The sequence below is a fragment of the Nocardioides deserti genome, assembly GCF_014266025.1.
GTDB lineage: Bacteria > Actinomycetota > Actinomycetes > Propionibacteriales > Nocardioidaceae > Nocardioides > Nocardioides deserti.
Genome location: NZ_JACMYC010000016.1, coordinates 25,234 through 40,352 on the forward strand (window position 1 = coordinate 25,234; position 15,119 = coordinate 40,352).

The following is a 15,119-nucleotide window of genomic DNA, read 5'->3' on the forward strand; positions in this document are numbered from 1 at the left end:
CGCCAGTCGTCCACAGTCGTCATCGGCGAGCGGTGATCCACAGCGAGGAGTGCAGGAACCCCGCGCCGCTGCCGTCCAGGACACCCTCCTTGCGAGGAGGTCGAGGACATGACGACGACAGCAGCGCGGAACCACGCGGTGGGGCAGTACGGCGAGACGCTCGCCGCCCGGCACCTGGTGGCGGAGGGCATGGCCCTCCTGGACCGGAACTGGCGGTGCGAGCAGGGTGAGATCGACCTGGTGCTCAGGGACGGGCGCACGGTCGTGATCTGCGAGGTGAAGACCCGCAGCGGCCGGATCGGCGGGACGCCGCACGAGGCGGTGACCGACATCAAGGTGGCGCGGCTGCGCCGGCTGGCGAACCGCTGGCTGGAGGAGCACGGCATCGCCCACCTGGAGTCGCGGGTGGACATGGTGTGCGTGCAGCTGCCGCGGCGCGGTGCTGCAGAGGTCGAGCACGTGCGGGGGATCGGCTGATGGCGTTCGCGACCGCGCACACCGTCTCGCTCCAGGGAGCGGTGGGCCACCTGATCGAGGTCCAGGCCGACGTCTCGCCCGGCATCGTCGCGACGGTCGTCGTGGGCCGCCCGGACGTCTCCCTCAACGAGGCGCGCGACCGCTGCCGCATGGCGATCGCCAACAGCGACCTCGGGTGGCCGTCGAACAAGCGGGTCACGATCCTGCTCAGCCCGGCGGACCTGCACAAGACCGGCAGCCACTTCGACCTGGCGATGGCGATGGCCGTCCTGGGCGCGACCGGGAAGGTGCCCAAGGCGGCGCTGGCGGGCTGCCTGTTCGTCGGCGAGCTGACGCTGGCGGGTGGCCTGCGGTCGGTTTCCGGTGTGCTGCCGATGGTGCTGGCGGCGGCGCGACGTGGCATCACCGAGGTCTACGTGCCCGAGCCGCAGGCCGCCGAGGCGTGCATGGTGCCCGGCGTCTCGGTGTACGGCATGCGCTCGCTCGCCCAGGTCACGGCCCAGCTGGCGGGGGAGGAGGTCCCCGACGCGCCGCCCGTGGCCGAGCAGTCGGGCAGCCGGCTGCTCACCTGGCGCGGCGACGACCGGCTCGAGGACACCGACATGGTCGACGTCCTCGGCCTCGCCGACGCGCGGTACGCGCTCGAGGTGGCCGCAGCCGGAGCGCACCACCTCATGCTCACCGGGCCGAAAGGCGCCGGGAAGACGACCCTCGCCGAGCGCCTGCCCGGCCTGCTGCCGGACCTCGACGCAGAGGAGTCGCTCGAGCTCACCGCACTGCACTCACTCGCGGGGGTGCTCGACCCGGCGGCCGGCATGCTGACCCGACCGCCGTTCGCCGCGCCGCACCACGACGCCAGCAAGGCGAGCCTCATCGGCGGAGGGACCGGACGGGTGCGCCCCGGCGAGATCAGCCGGGCGCACCACGGGGTGCTGTTCATGGACGAGTTCCCGCTGTTCCGCACCGACGTCATCGAGGCGCTGCGCCAACCGCTGGAGAGCGGCGACGTGACGATCGCTCGCGGCGAGGAGTCCGCCACCTTCCCGGCGCGCGGCATCCTGGTCGTCGCCTGCAACCCGTGCCCCTGCGGCGAGTACTCACCCGTGGCCCGCGACAACCGCTGCACCTGCAGCGAGCGCACGCGGCGCGACTACCGCAGCCGGATCACCGGCCCCCTGAGCGACCGCATCGACATCACCCGTGAGGTGGTCCCGCTGCAGGCCGGCGGCATCGGCGCGGCCGTCAGCACCGGCCCGCCGGAGTCGTCGGCGGAGATCCGGGCGCGGGTGACGGCCGCCCGTCGCAAGCAGACAGAGAGGTACGCCGGCTGCGGCTGGCGCCTGAACGGGCACGTGCCGGGACCCGCCCTGCGCGAGCTGTGGCCGCTGTCGGCGGCCGCCCAACGGGTGCTCGACGACAAGATCGGCAAGGGGCTGCTGACCCGGCGAGGCGCGGTCCGGGTCCACCGGCTCGCCTGGACCGTGGCCGACCTCGCGGGGGCGGCCGGGCCGGGCGAGGTCGAGCTGTGCACCGCCCTGCGGCTGCGGACCGCCGAGCCGCTGATGCTGGCGGACCTGGAGAGGCGGGCCGGATGACCAGTGCGGCGAGCGACGCGGACCGTCTCGCGCGGGTGGCACTCTCCCGGCTGGGGGAGCCGGGGGACCCCCGGTTCGCGGTCCACACCGCACAGATGGGCGCACCGGCGTTCCACGACGCGCTCCTGCACGAGCGCGACCCCGGCAGCGGCGTCCTCACCGACGTGGCCACCCGGCTCGCAGCGATGCAGCCGGAGCGGGACCTCGAGCTCGCAGCACGCCTGGGCATCCGGTTCGTCGTGCCGGGGGACGCGGAGTGGCCCGAACAGCTCGACGGGCTGATGGAGGCGGGAGAGGTCCAGCGACGGGGCGGCCCGCCCCTCGGGCTGTGGGCGAAGGGACCGGTGCGGCTGGACCGGTTGGCCGGCTCCCTGGCAGTGGTCGGCTCGCGCTCCGCCACGACGTACGGCGGCGACCTGGCCGCCGCGATCGGTGCCGGAGTCGCCCGGGCCGGACTGCCGGTGGTCTCCGGCGCGGCGTTCGGCATCGACCAGGCCGCCCACCGGGGCGCGCTCGCCGTCGACGGGCTCACGGTCGCGGTGCTGGCCTGCGGCGTCGACCGTGCCTACCCGACCGCGCACCGCAGCCTGCTCGACCACCTCGCCGGCCACGGCCTGGTGGTCTCCGAGCTGCCGCCCGGATCCGCTCCGACGCGGCTGCGGTTCCTCGCGCGGAACCGGCTGATCGCTGCCCTGACCCGCGGCACGGTCGTCGTCGAGGCGGCGGTGCGCAGCGGCGCGCTGAGCACCGCCAACTGGGCCGGCCGGCTCAACCGGGCGGTGATGGGTGTCCCCGGCCCGGTCACCAGTGCGCAGTCGCAGGGCGTGCACGAGCTCGTGCGCACAGGTGCCGCGATGCTGGTGACCTCGCCCGAGGACGTGCTCGAGCTGGTGGGGGAGTCCGGTGCTCACCTGGTCGAAGAACCCCGGGGGCCGGAGCGGCAGCGCGATCGGCTGTCGTTGCGGCACCAGCAGGTGCTGGATGCGGTGCCGGTGGCGCGACCCGCACACGTCGACTCGATCTCGCGCAGCGCCGGCCTCAGCATCTCCGACACCGGGAACGCGCTGGTGCGGCTGCGGGCGGTCGGGCTGGTCGAGGCCGACGGGGACGGATGGCGGCTCGCCGCGCTGGCTCACCACTGAGGGCACGCAGTCTTCCTAGACTCCTCGACCGTGGGAGCCGGGACGGAGCAGCGTGCGGAGCGCGCCGACCTGCCCGAGCCCATGGCCCGCGTGCTCGCCGACTACGAGCGCCACCTCGTCTCCGAGCGTGACCTCACCCCGCACACGGTCCGCGCCTACACGACCGACGTCGCCGGCCTGCTCGAGCACGCGGCGCGGCTCGGCCACACCGACGTCGCGGACCTCGACCTGCGCGCCCTGCGCAGCTGGCTGGCCAAGCAGCAGACCCTCGGCCGCTCCCGCACGACCGTGGCACGGCGGGCCACCGCGGCGCGGGTGTTCACCGCCTGGCTGCTGCGCACCGGACGCGCTGCGACCGACGCGGGCGCGAGCCTCGGCAGTCCGAAGGCGCACAAGTCGCTCCCCCCGGTGCTCCGCGCCGACGAGGCCGCCGACCTGGTGCGAGCGGCTGCCGAGCTCGCCGACGACGGCAGCCCGGCCGGCCTGCGGGACGTCGCGATGCTCGAGCTGCTCTACGCCACCGGCATCCGGGTCGGCGAGCTCGTCGGCCTCGACGTCGACGACGTGGACCGGGAGCGCAACGTCGTCCGCGTCCTGGGCAAGGGGCGCAAGGAGCGCACCGTCCCGTTCGGCCGGCCCGCCGCGCGCGCCCTGGACTTCTGGGTCAAGCACGGCCGGCCGCACCTGGCCGTCGACGGCTCTGGCCCGGCGCTCTTCCTCGGCGTCCGAGGCGGGCGGATCGACCAGCGCGCGGTGCGCACGCTCGTGCACCGCCGGATCGCCGACGTCCCCGGCGCGCCCGACATCGGTCCGCACGGGCTGCGGCACACCGCCGCGACCCAACTCCTCGAGGGCGGCGCGGACCTCCGATCGGTGCAGGAGATCCTCGGCCACGCCTCGCTCGCGACCACCCAGCTCTACACGCACGTCACCACCGACCGGCTGCGTCGGGCTTACCAGCAGGCGCACCCCCGGGCCTGATCTCCACAGGCTGGTCTCCACAGGCCGGCGGCGGGTGCCGGACTATCCCGCTCGACGGCAGGAGACCCACCAACCGTCCAGACGAGGCGGCGCTGGGGGTCAGCGGGGAGCGGGGACGCCGGTGACGAGGGGCCGCCAGCCGGCGTACGGGCGGGGGAGCGGCGCGGCGCGACCGACGACGGCCGGCTCGTCCCGCCACAGCGGCAGGAGCCGAACCGGTCCGGCTCCGACCAGGTCGAGCGGGTCGAGGTAGGTCTCGCCCTCGAGCCAGCCCCAGTGCAGGCACGCGCGCGGGAAGCAGTGCGACCCGGACAGCTCGAGCGACCCGACGACGTCGCCGGCGGCCACGGTGGTGCCGACCGGCACGCTGCCCGCGACCGGCTGGTACGTCGTCCGGGTCGCGCCGTGCGAGACGACGACGACCCCGCGACCGGCCAGCGTCCCGGACCACGTCACCTCGCCGGCCAGGGCGGCCCGCACCGGCTGGCCCGGCGACCCGAGCAGGTCGACGCCGCGGTGCCCGGCGGCGTAGGGAGTCTCGGGCGGGTCGAAGTGCTCGACCACCGCCGGCTCGGGACGCAGCGGCCACTCGCCGACGGGGTCGGTGTCCGCGACGGGCGCGGCGGCCGAACCGGGTGGCAGCAGCGTGGCCAGGAGGGCGAGCGTCGCGAGGTGCATGGACCTACGGTGCGACGGCCCGGTGCCGTCCGTGACCCCGGCGGTCGGGTCCTGTGCACAGGCACGCGCGAGAGCCGCCTTGGGGACGGTCGCCGGCCCGGCAGCGGCGATTGGCGGGGGACCGGGCGGACGCCGTAGGCTGGCAGGGCAGTCCGCACGTCACCACGCGTACTGACTTCGCACGTCGGCAGACCGCGGCGGCCCTCCTCTCCAGGAAAGCCGACCACCCGCGGGCGACGACCCTCGGTCCCAGCGAGAGCCGGGTCGGGTCGCGCGCCGGCGTCAGGGCGACCGGCACCCGTCGGCTCGCGGCAACTGAAAACGACCGGAGCGCGTCACCGGTCCGCCCTCGTTCGCAAGGGCGGGCACACGGCGGCGGCTCCACACACAGGAGAAAACACACCATGGCAGTCGTGACCATGCGCCAGCTCCTCGAGAGCGGCGTTCACTTCGGGCACCAGACCCGTCGCTGGAACCCGAAGATGAAGCGCTTCATCATGACCGAGCGCAACGGCATCTACATCATCGACCTGCAGCAGTCGCTGGCCTACATCGACCGCTCCTACGCCTTCATCAAGGAGACGGTGGCCAAGGGCGGGACGATCATGTTCGTCGGCACCAAGAAGCAGGCGCAGGAGGCGATCGCCGAGCAGGCGACCCGCGTCGGCATGCCCTACGTCAACCAGCGCTGGCTGGGCGGCATGCTCACCAACTTCCAGACCGTGCACCAGCGGATCAACCGTCTGAAGGAGCTCGACGAGCTCGACTTCGACAACGTCGCCGCCTCGGGCCGCACCAAGAAGGAGCTCCTCCAGATGCGTCGCGAGCGCGACAAGCTGGAGAAGACCCTCGGCGGCATCCGCGAGATGGGTCGCACCCCGTCCGCCGTCTGGATCGTCGACACCAAGAAGGAGCACCTCGCCGTCGAGGAGGCTCGCAAGCTCCGGATCCCGATCATCGGCATCCTGGACACCAACTGCGACCCCGACGAGGTCGACTTCCCGATCCCGGGCAACGACGACGCGATCCGCGCCGTCGGCCTGCTGACCCGCGTGGTCGCCGACGCCGTCGCCGAGGGCCTCATCGCCCGCTCCGGTGGCAAGGCCGCTGCCGAGGGCACGACCGCTGCCGCCGAGCCGCTGGCCGAGTGGGAGCGCGAGCTCCTGGGTGGCGAGGCCGAGCAGGCCGCCGTCGAGGCGACCGGTGGCGACGCCGCCGCGACCGAGGCCCCGGCCTCCGAGGCGACCGGCGCGTCGTCCGAGGGCGCTGCCTCCGACGAGGCCGCTGCCGCCGCGACCGACGAGCCCGCCGCCGAGCAGGCCACCGAGCCGGCCGCCGAGCAGCCCCAGGCCTGACCCTCCGCTGACCGCGGCGCCGCACGTACGACGTACGCGCGGCGCCGCGGCGGTGGTACGGCGGGCGTGAGCCCGCCCCAGTCTCCTCCGATTCCTGCGACCCAGACGGGACAACACCATGGCGAACATCTCCGCCGCCGACGTCAAGAAGCTCCGCGAGCTCACCGGCGCCGGCATGATGGACTGCAAGAAGGCCCTGACCGAGGCCGACGGCGACTTCGACAAGGCCGTCGAGATCCTCCGCGTGAAGGGTGCCGCGAAGGCCGAGGCCCGCGGCGCCGAGCGTGAGGCCACCGCCGGCCTCGTCGCCACCTCCGGCGGCGCGCTCGTCGAGCTGCGCTGCGAGACCGACTTCGTGGCCAAGGGTGACGAGTTCGTCGCCACCGCCCAGAAGATCGCCGACGCGGCCGCCGAGGCCAAGGCCGGCGACGCGGAGGCCCTCAAGGCCGTCCAGCTCGGCGACAAGACCGTCGGCGACGTCGTCGGCGACCTCGCCGTCTCCATCGGCGAGAAGATCGAGCTCGGCCAGGTGGCGTACTTCGACGGCTCGACGGTCGTCTACATGCACAAGCGTGCCGCCGACCTGCCCCCCGCCGTCGGGGTGCTCGTCGAGTTCGAGGGCGACGAGGAGGCCGCTCGCGGCGCCGCGATGCAGATCGCCGCGATGCGCCCGCAGTACCTCACCCGCGAGGAGGTCCCCTCGGACGTCGTCGACCACGAGCGCAGCATCGCCGAGCAGAAGTCGCGCGAGGAGGGCAAGCCCGAGCAGGCGATCGCCAAGATCACCGAGGGTCGCCTCAACGGCTTCTTCAAGGAGGTCGTCCTCCTCGAGCAGGCGTCGGTGACCGAGAACAAGAAGTCGGTCAAGGCCGTCCTCGACGAGGCCGGCACCACCCTCAAGCGCTTCGCCCGTTTCGAGGTCGGCGCCTGAGGCACTAGGGTCTGGCCAGACATCACGAGGAGGCCGGTTCGATGGAGCAGACACTGTCCATCGGGCCGGCCTTCGTCGTGCCCACCGAGGAGAGGAGAGCCGGATGACCGCGTACCAACGCGTCCTGCTCAAGCTGTCGGGCGAGGTCTTCGGTGGCGGCGAGGTCGGGGTCGATCCCGACGTCGTGCAGAAGGTGGCCCGCGAGATCGCCGCGGTCGCGCGCGCCGGCGTCCAGGTCGCGATCGTGACCGGTGGCGGCAACTTCTTCCGCGGCGCCGAGCTGCAGCAGCGGGGGATGGACCGCGCCCGCGCCGACTACATGGGCATGCTCGGCATCGTCATGAACTGCCTGGCCCTCCAGGACTTCCTGGAGAAGGAGGGCGTCGAGACACGCGTGCAGACCGCCATCACGATGGGCCAGGTCGCCGAGCCGTACATCCCGCGCCGCGCCATCCGGCACATGGAGAAGGGCCGGGTCGTCATCTTCGGTGCCGGCATGGGCATGCCGTTCTTCTCCACCGACACCGTCGCTGTCCAGCGCGCGCTGGAGAGCAAGTGCGACGTCGTGCTGGTGGCCAAGAACGGCGTGGACGGCGTCTACAGCGCCGATCCGCGGATCGACCCCACGGCGACGAAGTACGACGACCTCACCTACGACGAGGCGATCAGCCAGGGCCTGCGGATCATGGACCAGACGGCGTTCGCGCTCTGCGGCGAGAACAAGCTGCCGATGGTGGTGTTCGGCATGGAGCCCGAGGGGAACATCCTGCGTGTCGTGCAGGGTGAGAGGATCGGGACGTTGGTCAGCGCCGGCTAGGCGCCGACGACCCTCAGCAGCGAGCGCCCGGCACGGGCGCGACAGCGACAGCGACAGCGACAGCGACGAGACGAACGCGAACCAGTAGGAGCACCGGTGATCAACGACATCCTCAACGAGGCCGACAGCAAGATGGACAAGTCGGTCGAGGCGACGCGCGAGGAGTTCGCCGCGATCCGCGCCGGCCGGGCCCACCCCAGCATGTTCGCCAAGATCATGGTCGACTACTACGGCACGCCCACGCCGATCCAGCAGCTCGCGTCGTTCACCGCCCCCGAGGCGCGCACGATCCTCATCTCGCCCTTCGACCAGGGCGCGATGAAGAACATCGAGAAGGCCATTCGCGACTCCGACCTCGGCGTGAACCCCGCCGACGACGGAAAGGTCATCCGCTGCGTCTTCCCGGAGCTGACCGAGGAGCGCCGCAAGGAGTACATCAAGATCGCCCGCGGCAAGGCCGAGGACGGCCGGGTCGCCGTGCGCAACCTGCGCCGCACCGCCAAGCAGAACCTCGAGAAGCTCGAGAAGGACGGCGAGGTCGGCAAGGACGACGTCACCGGCGCGGAGAAGCGGCTCGACGGCATCACCAAGAAGCACACCGACGCCATCGACGAGATGCTCAAGAACAAGGAGTCCGAGCTCCTCGAGGTCTGAGGGCTCGGGGACTCCATGACCGACTCCCCGACGCCGGCGGCACCGCCGGCCAAGGACCACGGGCGGGCCGGCCGCGACCTGCCTGCTGCGATCACCTCGGCGGTCGTGCTGCTCGCCGCCGTCGCCGCGTCGCTCTTCTTCTGGAAGACGGCGTTCATGGTGATCGTGGCGACGGCGGTCGTCGTCGCGGTGTGGGAGCTGCGCAAGGGCTTCCTCGCCAAGGGCATCGACCTGCCCGAGCAGCCGCTGATGATCGGCGGCGTCGTGATGGTCGTGGTGGCGTACTTCTACGGCGCCCCCGCCCTCGTCACCGCCACCGCAGTCTCGGCGCTGGTCACGATGCTGTGGCTGCTGCGCCGCGGCATCGACGGCTACGTGCAGAACGCCACCGCCTCGGTGTTCACGCTCGTCTACGTGCCGTTCCTCGGCTCGTTCGTCGCGCTGCTGCTCGCCGAGGGCGGGACCGGCCTCGGGTCGGACTCCGGCGGCTCCGGTCTGGACGACCCCGGCGTGCAGGGCATCATCACGTTCATCCTGGTCACCATCGCCTCGGACATCGGCGGGTACGTCGCCGGCGTGCTCTTCGGCAAGCACCCGATGGCTCCGGTCATCTCGCCGAAGAAGTCGTGGGAGGGCTTCGCGGGTTCGCTGGTGTTCACCGTCGCGGCCGGCTGGGCCCTGGTGACCTACCTGCTCGACGGCGACTGGTGGGTCGGCGTCGCGCTCGGGATCATCGCGGTGGTCATGGCGACCCTCGGTGACCTGTGCGAGTCGGTCATCAAGCGCGACCTCGGCATCAAGGACATGAGCCAGGTCATCCCGGGCCACGGTGGCCTGATGGACCGGCTCGACTCCCTGCTCGCCACAGTCGCGCCGATCTGGCTGCTGCTGCACTACGCGGTCTTCTGATCCGCAGCCACTAGGGTCGCGGTGATGGAGACCGAGCACGTGGACGAGACCGCCCCGGGGGAGGACCCCGAGGACCGGCCGAGCTGGTGGCACCGCGACCACCCGGTGTTCACCCCGCTCAGCGGCTTCTTCACCGGGCTGGTGGCGATCACCCTGCTGCCGGGGATCTACGCGGCGGTCCTGGGTGCGATGTTCTCCAACGAGCGCGCGGAGGATCTCTTCCCGTGGGTGCTGGTGCTGCTGCTCGTGCCCCTGGGGTTGCTGGCGGTGCCGCGGACGCGGCGGTTCGGGGCGTACCTCCTCCTGGGCATGGTGCTCACCGCGCTCGTGGTCGCCGGCGTCGCTGCCCTCGTCCTGTGGGTCATGGTCGAGACCGGCTCCTGATCGACGATTGAGCCGGGTGACCGGGCGGGTGGGAGACTGGACCGCGATGTCCGACCCGAAGCCCCTTCCTCTCGTGTTCAACGAGCCGCGCGGCCGCAAGAAGCCGCCGCGGCACCTCGCCGACCTCACCTCCCCGGAGCGCAAGACGCTGCTGGAGGAGCAGGGGCTGCCGGGCTTCCGGGCCAAGCAGCTCTCGACGCACTACTTCGGCCGCCTGGTCGACGACCCGGCCGAGATGACCGACCTGCCGGCGAACCAGCGCGACGAGCTCGTCTCCGCGCTGCTGCCGCAGCTGATGACCCCGCTGCGCACGCTCGAGGCCGACCGCGGCACGACCCGCAAGACGCTGTGGAAGCTCTTCGACGGTGCCCTCGTCGAGTCGGTGCTGATGCGCTACCCCGACCGCGCCACGGTGTGTGTCTCCAGCCAGGCCGGCTGCGGCATGGCCTGCCCGTTCTGCGCGACCGGCCAGGGCGGCCTCCAGCGCAACATGTCGACCGCCGAGATCGTCGAGCAGGTCGTGGCCGGCGCCCGGGCGATGGCCCGCGGCGAGGTCCCCGGCGGCCCGGGTCGCGTCTCGAACGTGGTGTTCATGGGCATGGGCGAGCCGCTGGCCAACTACAAGGCGGTCATCGGCGCCGTACGTCGCCTCACCGACCCCGCCCCCGACGGCCTCGGCATGTCGGCGCGTGGCGTGACGGTCTCGACCGTCGGCCTGGTGCCGCGGATCAACCAGCTGGCCGAGGAGGGCATCCCGGTCACGCTCGCGCTGAGCCTGCACGCCCCCGATGACGAGCTGCGCAACGAGCTGGTCCCGATCAACACCCGGTTCTCGGTCGCGGAGACCGTCGAGGCGGCCTGGAACTACGCCCGGACCACCAAGCGTCGGGTCTCGATCGAGTACGCCATGATGCGCGGGATCAACGACCAGGGCCACCGCGCCGACCTGCTCGGTGACGTCCTCAACGCCTACGGCGACTGGGGCTGGGTGCACGTCAACCTCATCCCGCTCAACCCCACCCCGGGGTCGAAGTGGACCGCCTCGGACCCCGCCGACGAGCGAGAGTTCGTCCGCCGGCTCGAGGCCAAGGGCATCCCCACCACCGTCCGCGACACCCGCGGCCGGGAGATCGACGGCGCCTGCGGGCAGCTCGCGGCCGTCGAGGCCTGACACACCGCTCCACCACGGGACCCCTGCCGACGGATGACCTCGCCCCGGGGACGCGAAGGGGGCCACCGGCGGAACCGGTGACCCCCTCCTGCCTGCGGCCGACGGCCCGCGGCACTACCAGCGCAGCGGGTTGGCGATGAGCAGCTCGACGTTGCGGTCCTGACGGGTGCCGGTGCGGCCGACGGCGCGCTCGTGCCAGTCGTTCGCGGCGAGCTCACGGCCGATGGACGCGAGCGCGTGCGTGTCGTCCAGCTTGGCGGCGTCCGGCGCCACCGGGCCGCCGTGGTCGACCATCGTGGCGAAGATCGAGAGCGTGCGGTCCTTGTTGTTGGCGATCTCGATCAGCCGCGACTGCTGGGGCCAGTCGATGTGCGAGGCGGTGTTGATCTCCCAGAAGCCGCCCTTGCCCGTGGCCTTCTTGCGTGCCCAGACGTTGTTGGTGTGGGTGTGGCCGTTGACCCACGCCACGACGTTCGGGTGGGCCAGCAGGGTCTCGACGAGCTCGTCGCCGAGCACTCGGTCGCCGCCGGCGTCGTTGTCCATCGAGGTCGAGGTGTGGTGCGAGCAGACGACGACGAGCTTCTTGTCCTTCTTCGCCTGCTTCAGGGTCGACTTCAGCCACGCGTGCTGGGCCCGGTCGATCGAGCCGTTGGACCCGCCGGCGAGGTTGACCGTGTCGAGACCGACGAAGCGGATCCGGCCGCGGTCGAGGGTGTAGTACGCCGTGCCGTCCGCGACGTTCTGCTGGGTGAAGCCGTGGCCCTTGAGCCAGGTCTTCGTCGTGAAGTGCTCCGCGACGACCTCGCCGCGGGTCAGCAGGCGGCGGTCCGGGTCCGGGGTGACGGTGCGGGCGCCGGGGGAGGACATGACCTTCTGCAGGACCTCGGTGACCCGCCCGGTGGCGAGCGCGAGGAGCACCTCGCCCTTGCTCACCTCGACCGGCGGCGAGATGACCTTCGTCGAACCGGTGGCGACGGCCGACAGGCCCTCGATCGCGGTCGGGAAGTTGCCCTGCACCAGCCCGTCGTGGTTGCCGAAGACCGAGATCCACGGCATCTTCAAGCCCTCGGCGGTGAACGGCCGGCGGGCGGCGTCGAGCAGCCCGGGGAAGGCCGGGAAGCCGTACTTCGCCCGCGGCCGGTCCGGCTCCACGCCCTCGGGGAGCGGGTCCGGGTGGTAGTAGTGGATGTCGTAGAAGCCGGGCTCGAGGTCCGCGACCCCCTCCCACTTCTCCGGGTCGCCCGAGTCGATCCGGACCTCGCCGCCGTCGAGGACGTCGATGTTCCAGCGGATCTCGTTGAGCTGGGCGTTGTCGGAGTTGTCGCCGGTCTGGACGGCCAGCGCCAGCGGCTTGCCGGTGACCGGGCCCTTCCCGATCGCGTTGATCTCGCGCACCATCGAGTCGGCGATGTGCGCGGCGAGCATCTCGTGCGGGCGGTAGGAGGAGCTGAGCAGCCCGGTCGGGCCGTTCTCGGCGTCCTCGTCGTCCCAGCGGTCGACCCACTCGACGCGGAGCGGGGACTGCGCGTCGGTGACGTGGATGTCGCTGAGCTGGGCGAAGGCGAGGACGCCCCGGCGCCGCTCGACCCGGCCCTTCTTCGGCTTGACGCCGAGGTCGGTGCGCACGACGTGCTTCTCGCCGGGGCCGGCGACCAGGGTGGTGTAGCCACCCGGGCCGGGGGCGGCCTTGCCGATGACACCGGCGAGCGTGGTCCGGCGAGCCGCCGCAGCGACGGCGGAGCCCGCGGAGGACGCGGCGGAGGACGCCGCGGTGGCGGCGGAGGAGACCGCGCCTGAGGCGGCGGCCGTGGCGGCGAGAGCGGCAGCACCGGCGGACCGGAGCAGCTGGCGGCGAGAGAGGTCTGGCATCGGCATGGTGCGAGAACACTAGGTGTGACCGCCGACACCTGGGTGGGTATTCGCCGAATCCGTCACGGGCCCCGGACCACGAGCGCGGCCGCCTCCTCGACGGTGTCCACCAGGTGCACGTGCGGCTCCATGTGCCGGTCGCGCGCCAAGGACCGCAGCAGCGGCCAGACCGGGTACGTCTCGGTCCAGTACGAGCCGCCGACCAGCACCATCGGCGCGACCGACGACTCGTCGGCGTAGTAGTTCTCGCACGCGTCCTGGAAGACCTCCTGGACCGTGCCCGCCGCGCCGGGCAGGAAGACGATCCCGGCGTCGCAGACCTCGAGCAGCACCGCCTCCCGCGTGGCGTTGTGGAAGTACTTCGCGATCGCGGTGGCGAAGACGTTGGGCGGCTCGTGCCCGTAGTGCCAGGTCGGGATGCCGAGGGTCTCGACGGGGTCCGCGTGCGCCGCGCACACGTCGAGGGCGGCCCGCGCCCACGCGCCGATCGAGGGACGGTACGACGGCACGCGCGCCAGCCCGGTGAGCGCGGCGGTCAGCTCGTCGCCGGAGCGGCGCGCCAGCCTTGCGCCGAGGTTGGCCGCCTCCATGGCGCCCGGCCCGCCGCCGGTGGCGACCGTGCAGGAACCCGAGCGGGCCAGGGCGTGCCCGAGCGCGGCCGCGGCGGCGTACCCCTCGGACCCGCGCGCGAGCGCGTGGCCGCCCATCACCCCGACCAGCCGCCGGCCGGTGACCCAGGAGGCGAGCGCCTGGTCGACGGCGTGGTCGTGCAGCGCCTGCGCGAGCGCGGTCTCCGGCGTGGGCGGCTGCTGCGACCAGGCGTAGGCGCGCGCGTCGAGGGAGTCGGGATAGGGGCCGTCGCCGAAGAGCTCCGCCGCGGTGTAGAGGTCGGCGCGGGCGGTGTCGAGCGGCGCCCCGGACATCGTCGGCAGCACGAGGGCGCCAGCGGCGAGGAGGCGCTCGGCGTCCCCCGACGCGAACGTGCAGCCGAGGAACGCGGCCCCCGCCACGCGACACCGGGCGAGCACCTCCGAGCGCTCCGTCAGGTCGAGCGACCGGACGCGCCAGCCCGACAGCGACGTGGCCCCGGCGGCCAGGCGGCGGTCGAGGTCGGCCAGCGACTCGACGTGGACGATGCGGCCGTGGGTGCTCTTCACCCGGCCAACCTAGAAGGCGTGTGCGAGCAGGTCCGCGAAGAGCGCCTGCTCGTCCACCTCCAGCCCGCGGGCGCGGAACCAACGGCACACGTTCGAGCAGTCGCGCAGCAGGAAGTCGGGCCCGTTGAGGTTGCCGACGAGGTCGACCACCTGCGGCAGGTCGATGACGACGAGGCGGTCACCGGCGACCAGCACGTTGTACGCCGACAGGTCGCCGTGCACGAGGCCGTGCCGAGCCATCGTCACGAGCACGTCGCGCAGCTGCTCGAACCACGACGCGAGCTGCGTCGGGCCGGGCCGGGTCTGCGCGAGCCGCGGCGCGGTCTCCGGCCCGTCCTCGCCGTCGACACGGACCCACTCCATGAGCAGCTCGGTCCCGTCCACCTGGACCGGGTAGGGGACCGGCAGCCCGATCGTCCACAGCCGCTTGAGCGCGTCCCACTCCGAGACCGCCCACTCGGCGGCTGCGACCTGGCGGCCGAAGGTGGACCGCCGCTTGACCGCGCGCTCGTCGCGGGAGCGCTTCATGCTGCGGCCCTCGGTGTAGGCCGCGGCGCGGTGGAACGTGCGGTGCTCGGTGGACCGGTAGCGCTTGGCCGCCATCACGACCGCCCGCTCGGGCTCGTGCGGGTCGGCCCGCTCGAGCAGGAAGACGTCGGCCTCCTTGCCGGTCTTGAGGACGCCGAGGTCGGTGTCGACCGCACCGCGGGACGTCACGACCCAGTCGGGCCGTGGCTCGGGTCCGCGGGAGAGGGGCTCGACGTCGTGCCAGGTGCTCCAGCGCTGGCCGTCGTCGAGGTCGTCGTAGACGCGCCAGTCGGTGACGAAGGCGGGGTCCAGGCGGACCTCGGGCTCAGCGGGGTGCTGCGGGCGCTCGGGGTGGTGCGGGTGCTGCAGGGACAAGGCTGCTCCAGGGATGCGGGAGGGCGAGGGGTGCTGAGGCCAGGCACCGGACAGTCGTCGACATGTCGCGCTCCTCTCGGTCGCTGGGGCAGCACG

15 protein-coding genes are annotated in these 15,119 nt (G+C 72.7%); 11 read left to right on the plus strand and 4 right to left on the minus strand.

The window, feature by feature from the left end; all coding sequences use genetic code 11:
• Window positions 1-108: 108 nt before the first annotated feature.
• From H7344_RS17540 to H7344_RS17555, 4 genes are all read left to right on the plus strand, one after another.
• Complete coding sequence (locus H7344_RS17540) at window positions 109-477, plus strand: YraN family protein (protein WP_166190051.1); 369 nt, start codon at window positions 109-111, stop codon at window positions 475-477.
• Entirely contained in the window at window positions 477-2,072 is a 1,596-nt protein-coding gene (locus tag H7344_RS17545; protein WP_186347291.1) for a YifB family Mg chelatase-like AAA ATPase, read from the plus strand. The genes H7344_RS17540 and H7344_RS17545 overlap by 1 nt, the downstream gene beginning before the upstream one ends.
• Window positions 2,069-3,214 carry a DNA-processing protein DprA gene (gene dprA / locus H7344_RS17550; RefSeq protein ID WP_186347292.1) on the plus strand — a complete coding sequence of 382 codons (1,146 nt, stop codon included), beginning with the start codon at window positions 2,069-2,071 and terminating at the stop codon, window positions 3,212-3,214. Before H7344_RS17545 ends, dprA begins: the two co-directional genes overlap by 4 nt.
• An 81-nt stretch (window positions 3,215-3,295) precedes the next feature.
• Entirely contained in the window at window positions 3,296-4,195 is a 900-nt protein-coding gene (locus H7344_RS17555; RefSeq protein WP_186347327.1) for a tyrosine recombinase XerC, read from the plus strand.
• A gap of 99 nt (window positions 4,196-4,294) precedes the next feature.
• Here H7344_RS17555 and H7344_RS17560 read toward each other — a convergent pair whose 3' ends face one another.
• Window positions 4,295-4,873 carry a M23 family metallopeptidase gene (locus H7344_RS17560; protein ID WP_186347293.1) on the minus strand — a complete coding sequence of 193 codons (579 nt, stop codon included), beginning with the start codon at window positions 4,871-4,873 and terminating at the stop codon, window positions 4,295-4,297.
• Between the two features lie 404 nt (window positions 4,874-5,277).
• Here H7344_RS17560 and rpsB point away from each other — a divergent pair, with 404 nt between their 5' ends.
• The 7 genes from rpsB to rlmN all read left to right on the plus strand — a co-directional run bounded on the left by rpsB (window position 5,278) and on the right by rlmN (window position 11,094).
• Complete coding sequence (gene rpsB / locus H7344_RS17565; protein ID WP_186347294.1) at window positions 5,278-6,228, plus strand: 30S ribosomal protein S2; 951 nt, start codon at window positions 5,278-5,280, stop codon at window positions 6,226-6,228.
• A gap of 118 nt (window positions 6,229-6,346) precedes the next feature.
• Window positions 6,347-7,159: a translation elongation factor Ts gene (gene tsf, locus H7344_RS17570; protein ID WP_186347295.1), complete on the plus strand. Its 813-nt coding sequence runs from the start codon at window positions 6,347-6,349 to the stop codon at window positions 7,157-7,159.
• A 103-nt stretch (window positions 7,160-7,262) separates the two neighbouring features.
• Window positions 7,263-7,976: a UMP kinase gene (pyrH, locus tag H7344_RS17575; RefSeq protein ID WP_186347296.1), complete on the plus strand. Its 714-nt coding sequence runs from the start codon at window positions 7,263-7,265 to the stop codon at window positions 7,974-7,976.
• Between the two features lie 99 nt (window positions 7,977-8,075).
• On the plus strand, window positions 8,076-8,630 hold the full coding sequence (frr, locus tag H7344_RS17580; RefSeq protein WP_229706957.1) for a ribosome recycling factor: 555 nt from the start codon (window positions 8,076-8,078) through the stop codon (window positions 8,628-8,630).
• Between the two features lie 15 nt (window positions 8,631-8,645).
• Complete coding sequence (locus H7344_RS17585) at window positions 8,646-9,539, plus strand: phosphatidate cytidylyltransferase (protein ID WP_186347298.1); 894 nt, start codon at window positions 8,646-8,648, stop codon at window positions 9,537-9,539.
• A 24-nt stretch (window positions 9,540-9,563) separates the two neighbouring features.
• The gene (locus H7344_RS17590; RefSeq protein ID WP_186347299.1) at window positions 9,564-9,923 is read left to right on the plus strand and encodes a hypothetical protein; all 360 of its coding nucleotides are present in this window, start codon (window positions 9,564-9,566) and stop codon (window positions 9,921-9,923) included.
• Between the two features lie 46 nt (window positions 9,924-9,969).
• Complete coding sequence (gene rlmN, locus H7344_RS17595; RefSeq protein ID WP_186347300.1) at window positions 9,970-11,094, plus strand: 23S rRNA (adenine(2503)-C(2))-methyltransferase RlmN; 1,125 nt, start codon at window positions 9,970-9,972, stop codon at window positions 11,092-11,094.
• A 114-nt stretch (window positions 11,095-11,208) separates the two neighbouring features.
• Here the strand turns inward: rlmN and H7344_RS17600 are convergent, their stop codons facing one another.
• The 3 genes from H7344_RS17600 to H7344_RS17610 form a co-directional block, all read right to left on the minus strand.
• A complete protein-coding gene (locus tag H7344_RS17600) occupies window positions 11,209-12,963 on the minus strand; it encodes a TIGR03767 family metallophosphoesterase (protein WP_186347301.1) in 1,755 nt (584 codons plus the stop codon).
• Window positions 12,964-13,025: 62 nt separating this feature from the next.
• Window positions 13,026-14,120, minus strand: coding sequence for an LOG family protein (locus tag H7344_RS17605; RefSeq protein WP_186347302.1), 1,095 nt, complete (start codon window positions 14,118-14,120; stop codon window positions 13,026-13,028).
• A gap of 9 nt (window positions 14,121-14,129) precedes the next feature.
• Entirely contained in the window at window positions 14,130-15,023 is an 894-nt protein-coding gene (locus H7344_RS17610) for a serine protein kinase RIO (RefSeq protein WP_229706858.1), read from the minus strand.
• Between the last annotated feature and the right edge of the window lie 96 nt (window positions 15,024-15,119).

Coding starts and splice junctions, on each gene's coding strand:
- H7344_RS17540 (WP_166190051.1), top strand. CDS start 109: ATGACGACGACAGCAGCGCGGAACCACGCGGTGGGGCAGTACGGCGAG.
- H7344_RS17545 (WP_186347291.1), top strand. CDS start 477: ATGGCGTTCGCGACCGCGCACACCGTCTCGCTCCAGGGAGCGGTGGGC.
- dprA (WP_186347292.1), top strand. CDS start 2,069: ATGACCAGTGCGGCGAGCGACGCGGACCGTCTCGCGCGGGTGGCACTC.
- H7344_RS17555 (WP_186347327.1), top strand. CDS start 3,296: ATGGCCCGCGTGCTCGCCGACTACGAGCGCCACCTCGTCTCCGAGCGT.
- H7344_RS17560 (WP_186347293.1), bottom strand. CDS start 4,873: ATGCACCTCGCGACGCTCGCCCTCCTGGCCACGCTGCTGCCACCCGGT.
- rpsB (WP_186347294.1), top strand. CDS start 5,278: ATGGCAGTCGTGACCATGCGCCAGCTCCTCGAGAGCGGCGTTCACTTC.
- tsf (WP_186347295.1), top strand. CDS start 6,347: ATGGCGAACATCTCCGCCGCCGACGTCAAGAAGCTCCGCGAGCTCACC.
- pyrH (WP_186347296.1), top strand. CDS start 7,263: ATGACCGCGTACCAACGCGTCCTGCTCAAGCTGTCGGGCGAGGTCTTC.
- H7344_RS17585 (WP_186347298.1), top strand. CDS start 8,646: ATGACCGACTCCCCGACGCCGGCGGCACCGCCGGCCAAGGACCACGGG.
- H7344_RS17590 (WP_186347299.1), top strand. CDS start 9,564: ATGGAGACCGAGCACGTGGACGAGACCGCCCCGGGGGAGGACCCCGAG.
- rlmN (WP_186347300.1), top strand. CDS start 9,970: ATGTCCGACCCGAAGCCCCTTCCTCTCGTGTTCAACGAGCCGCGCGGC.
- H7344_RS17600 (WP_186347301.1), bottom strand. CDS start 12,963: ATGCCAGACCTCTCTCGCCGCCAGCTGCTCCGGTCCGCCGGTGCTGCC.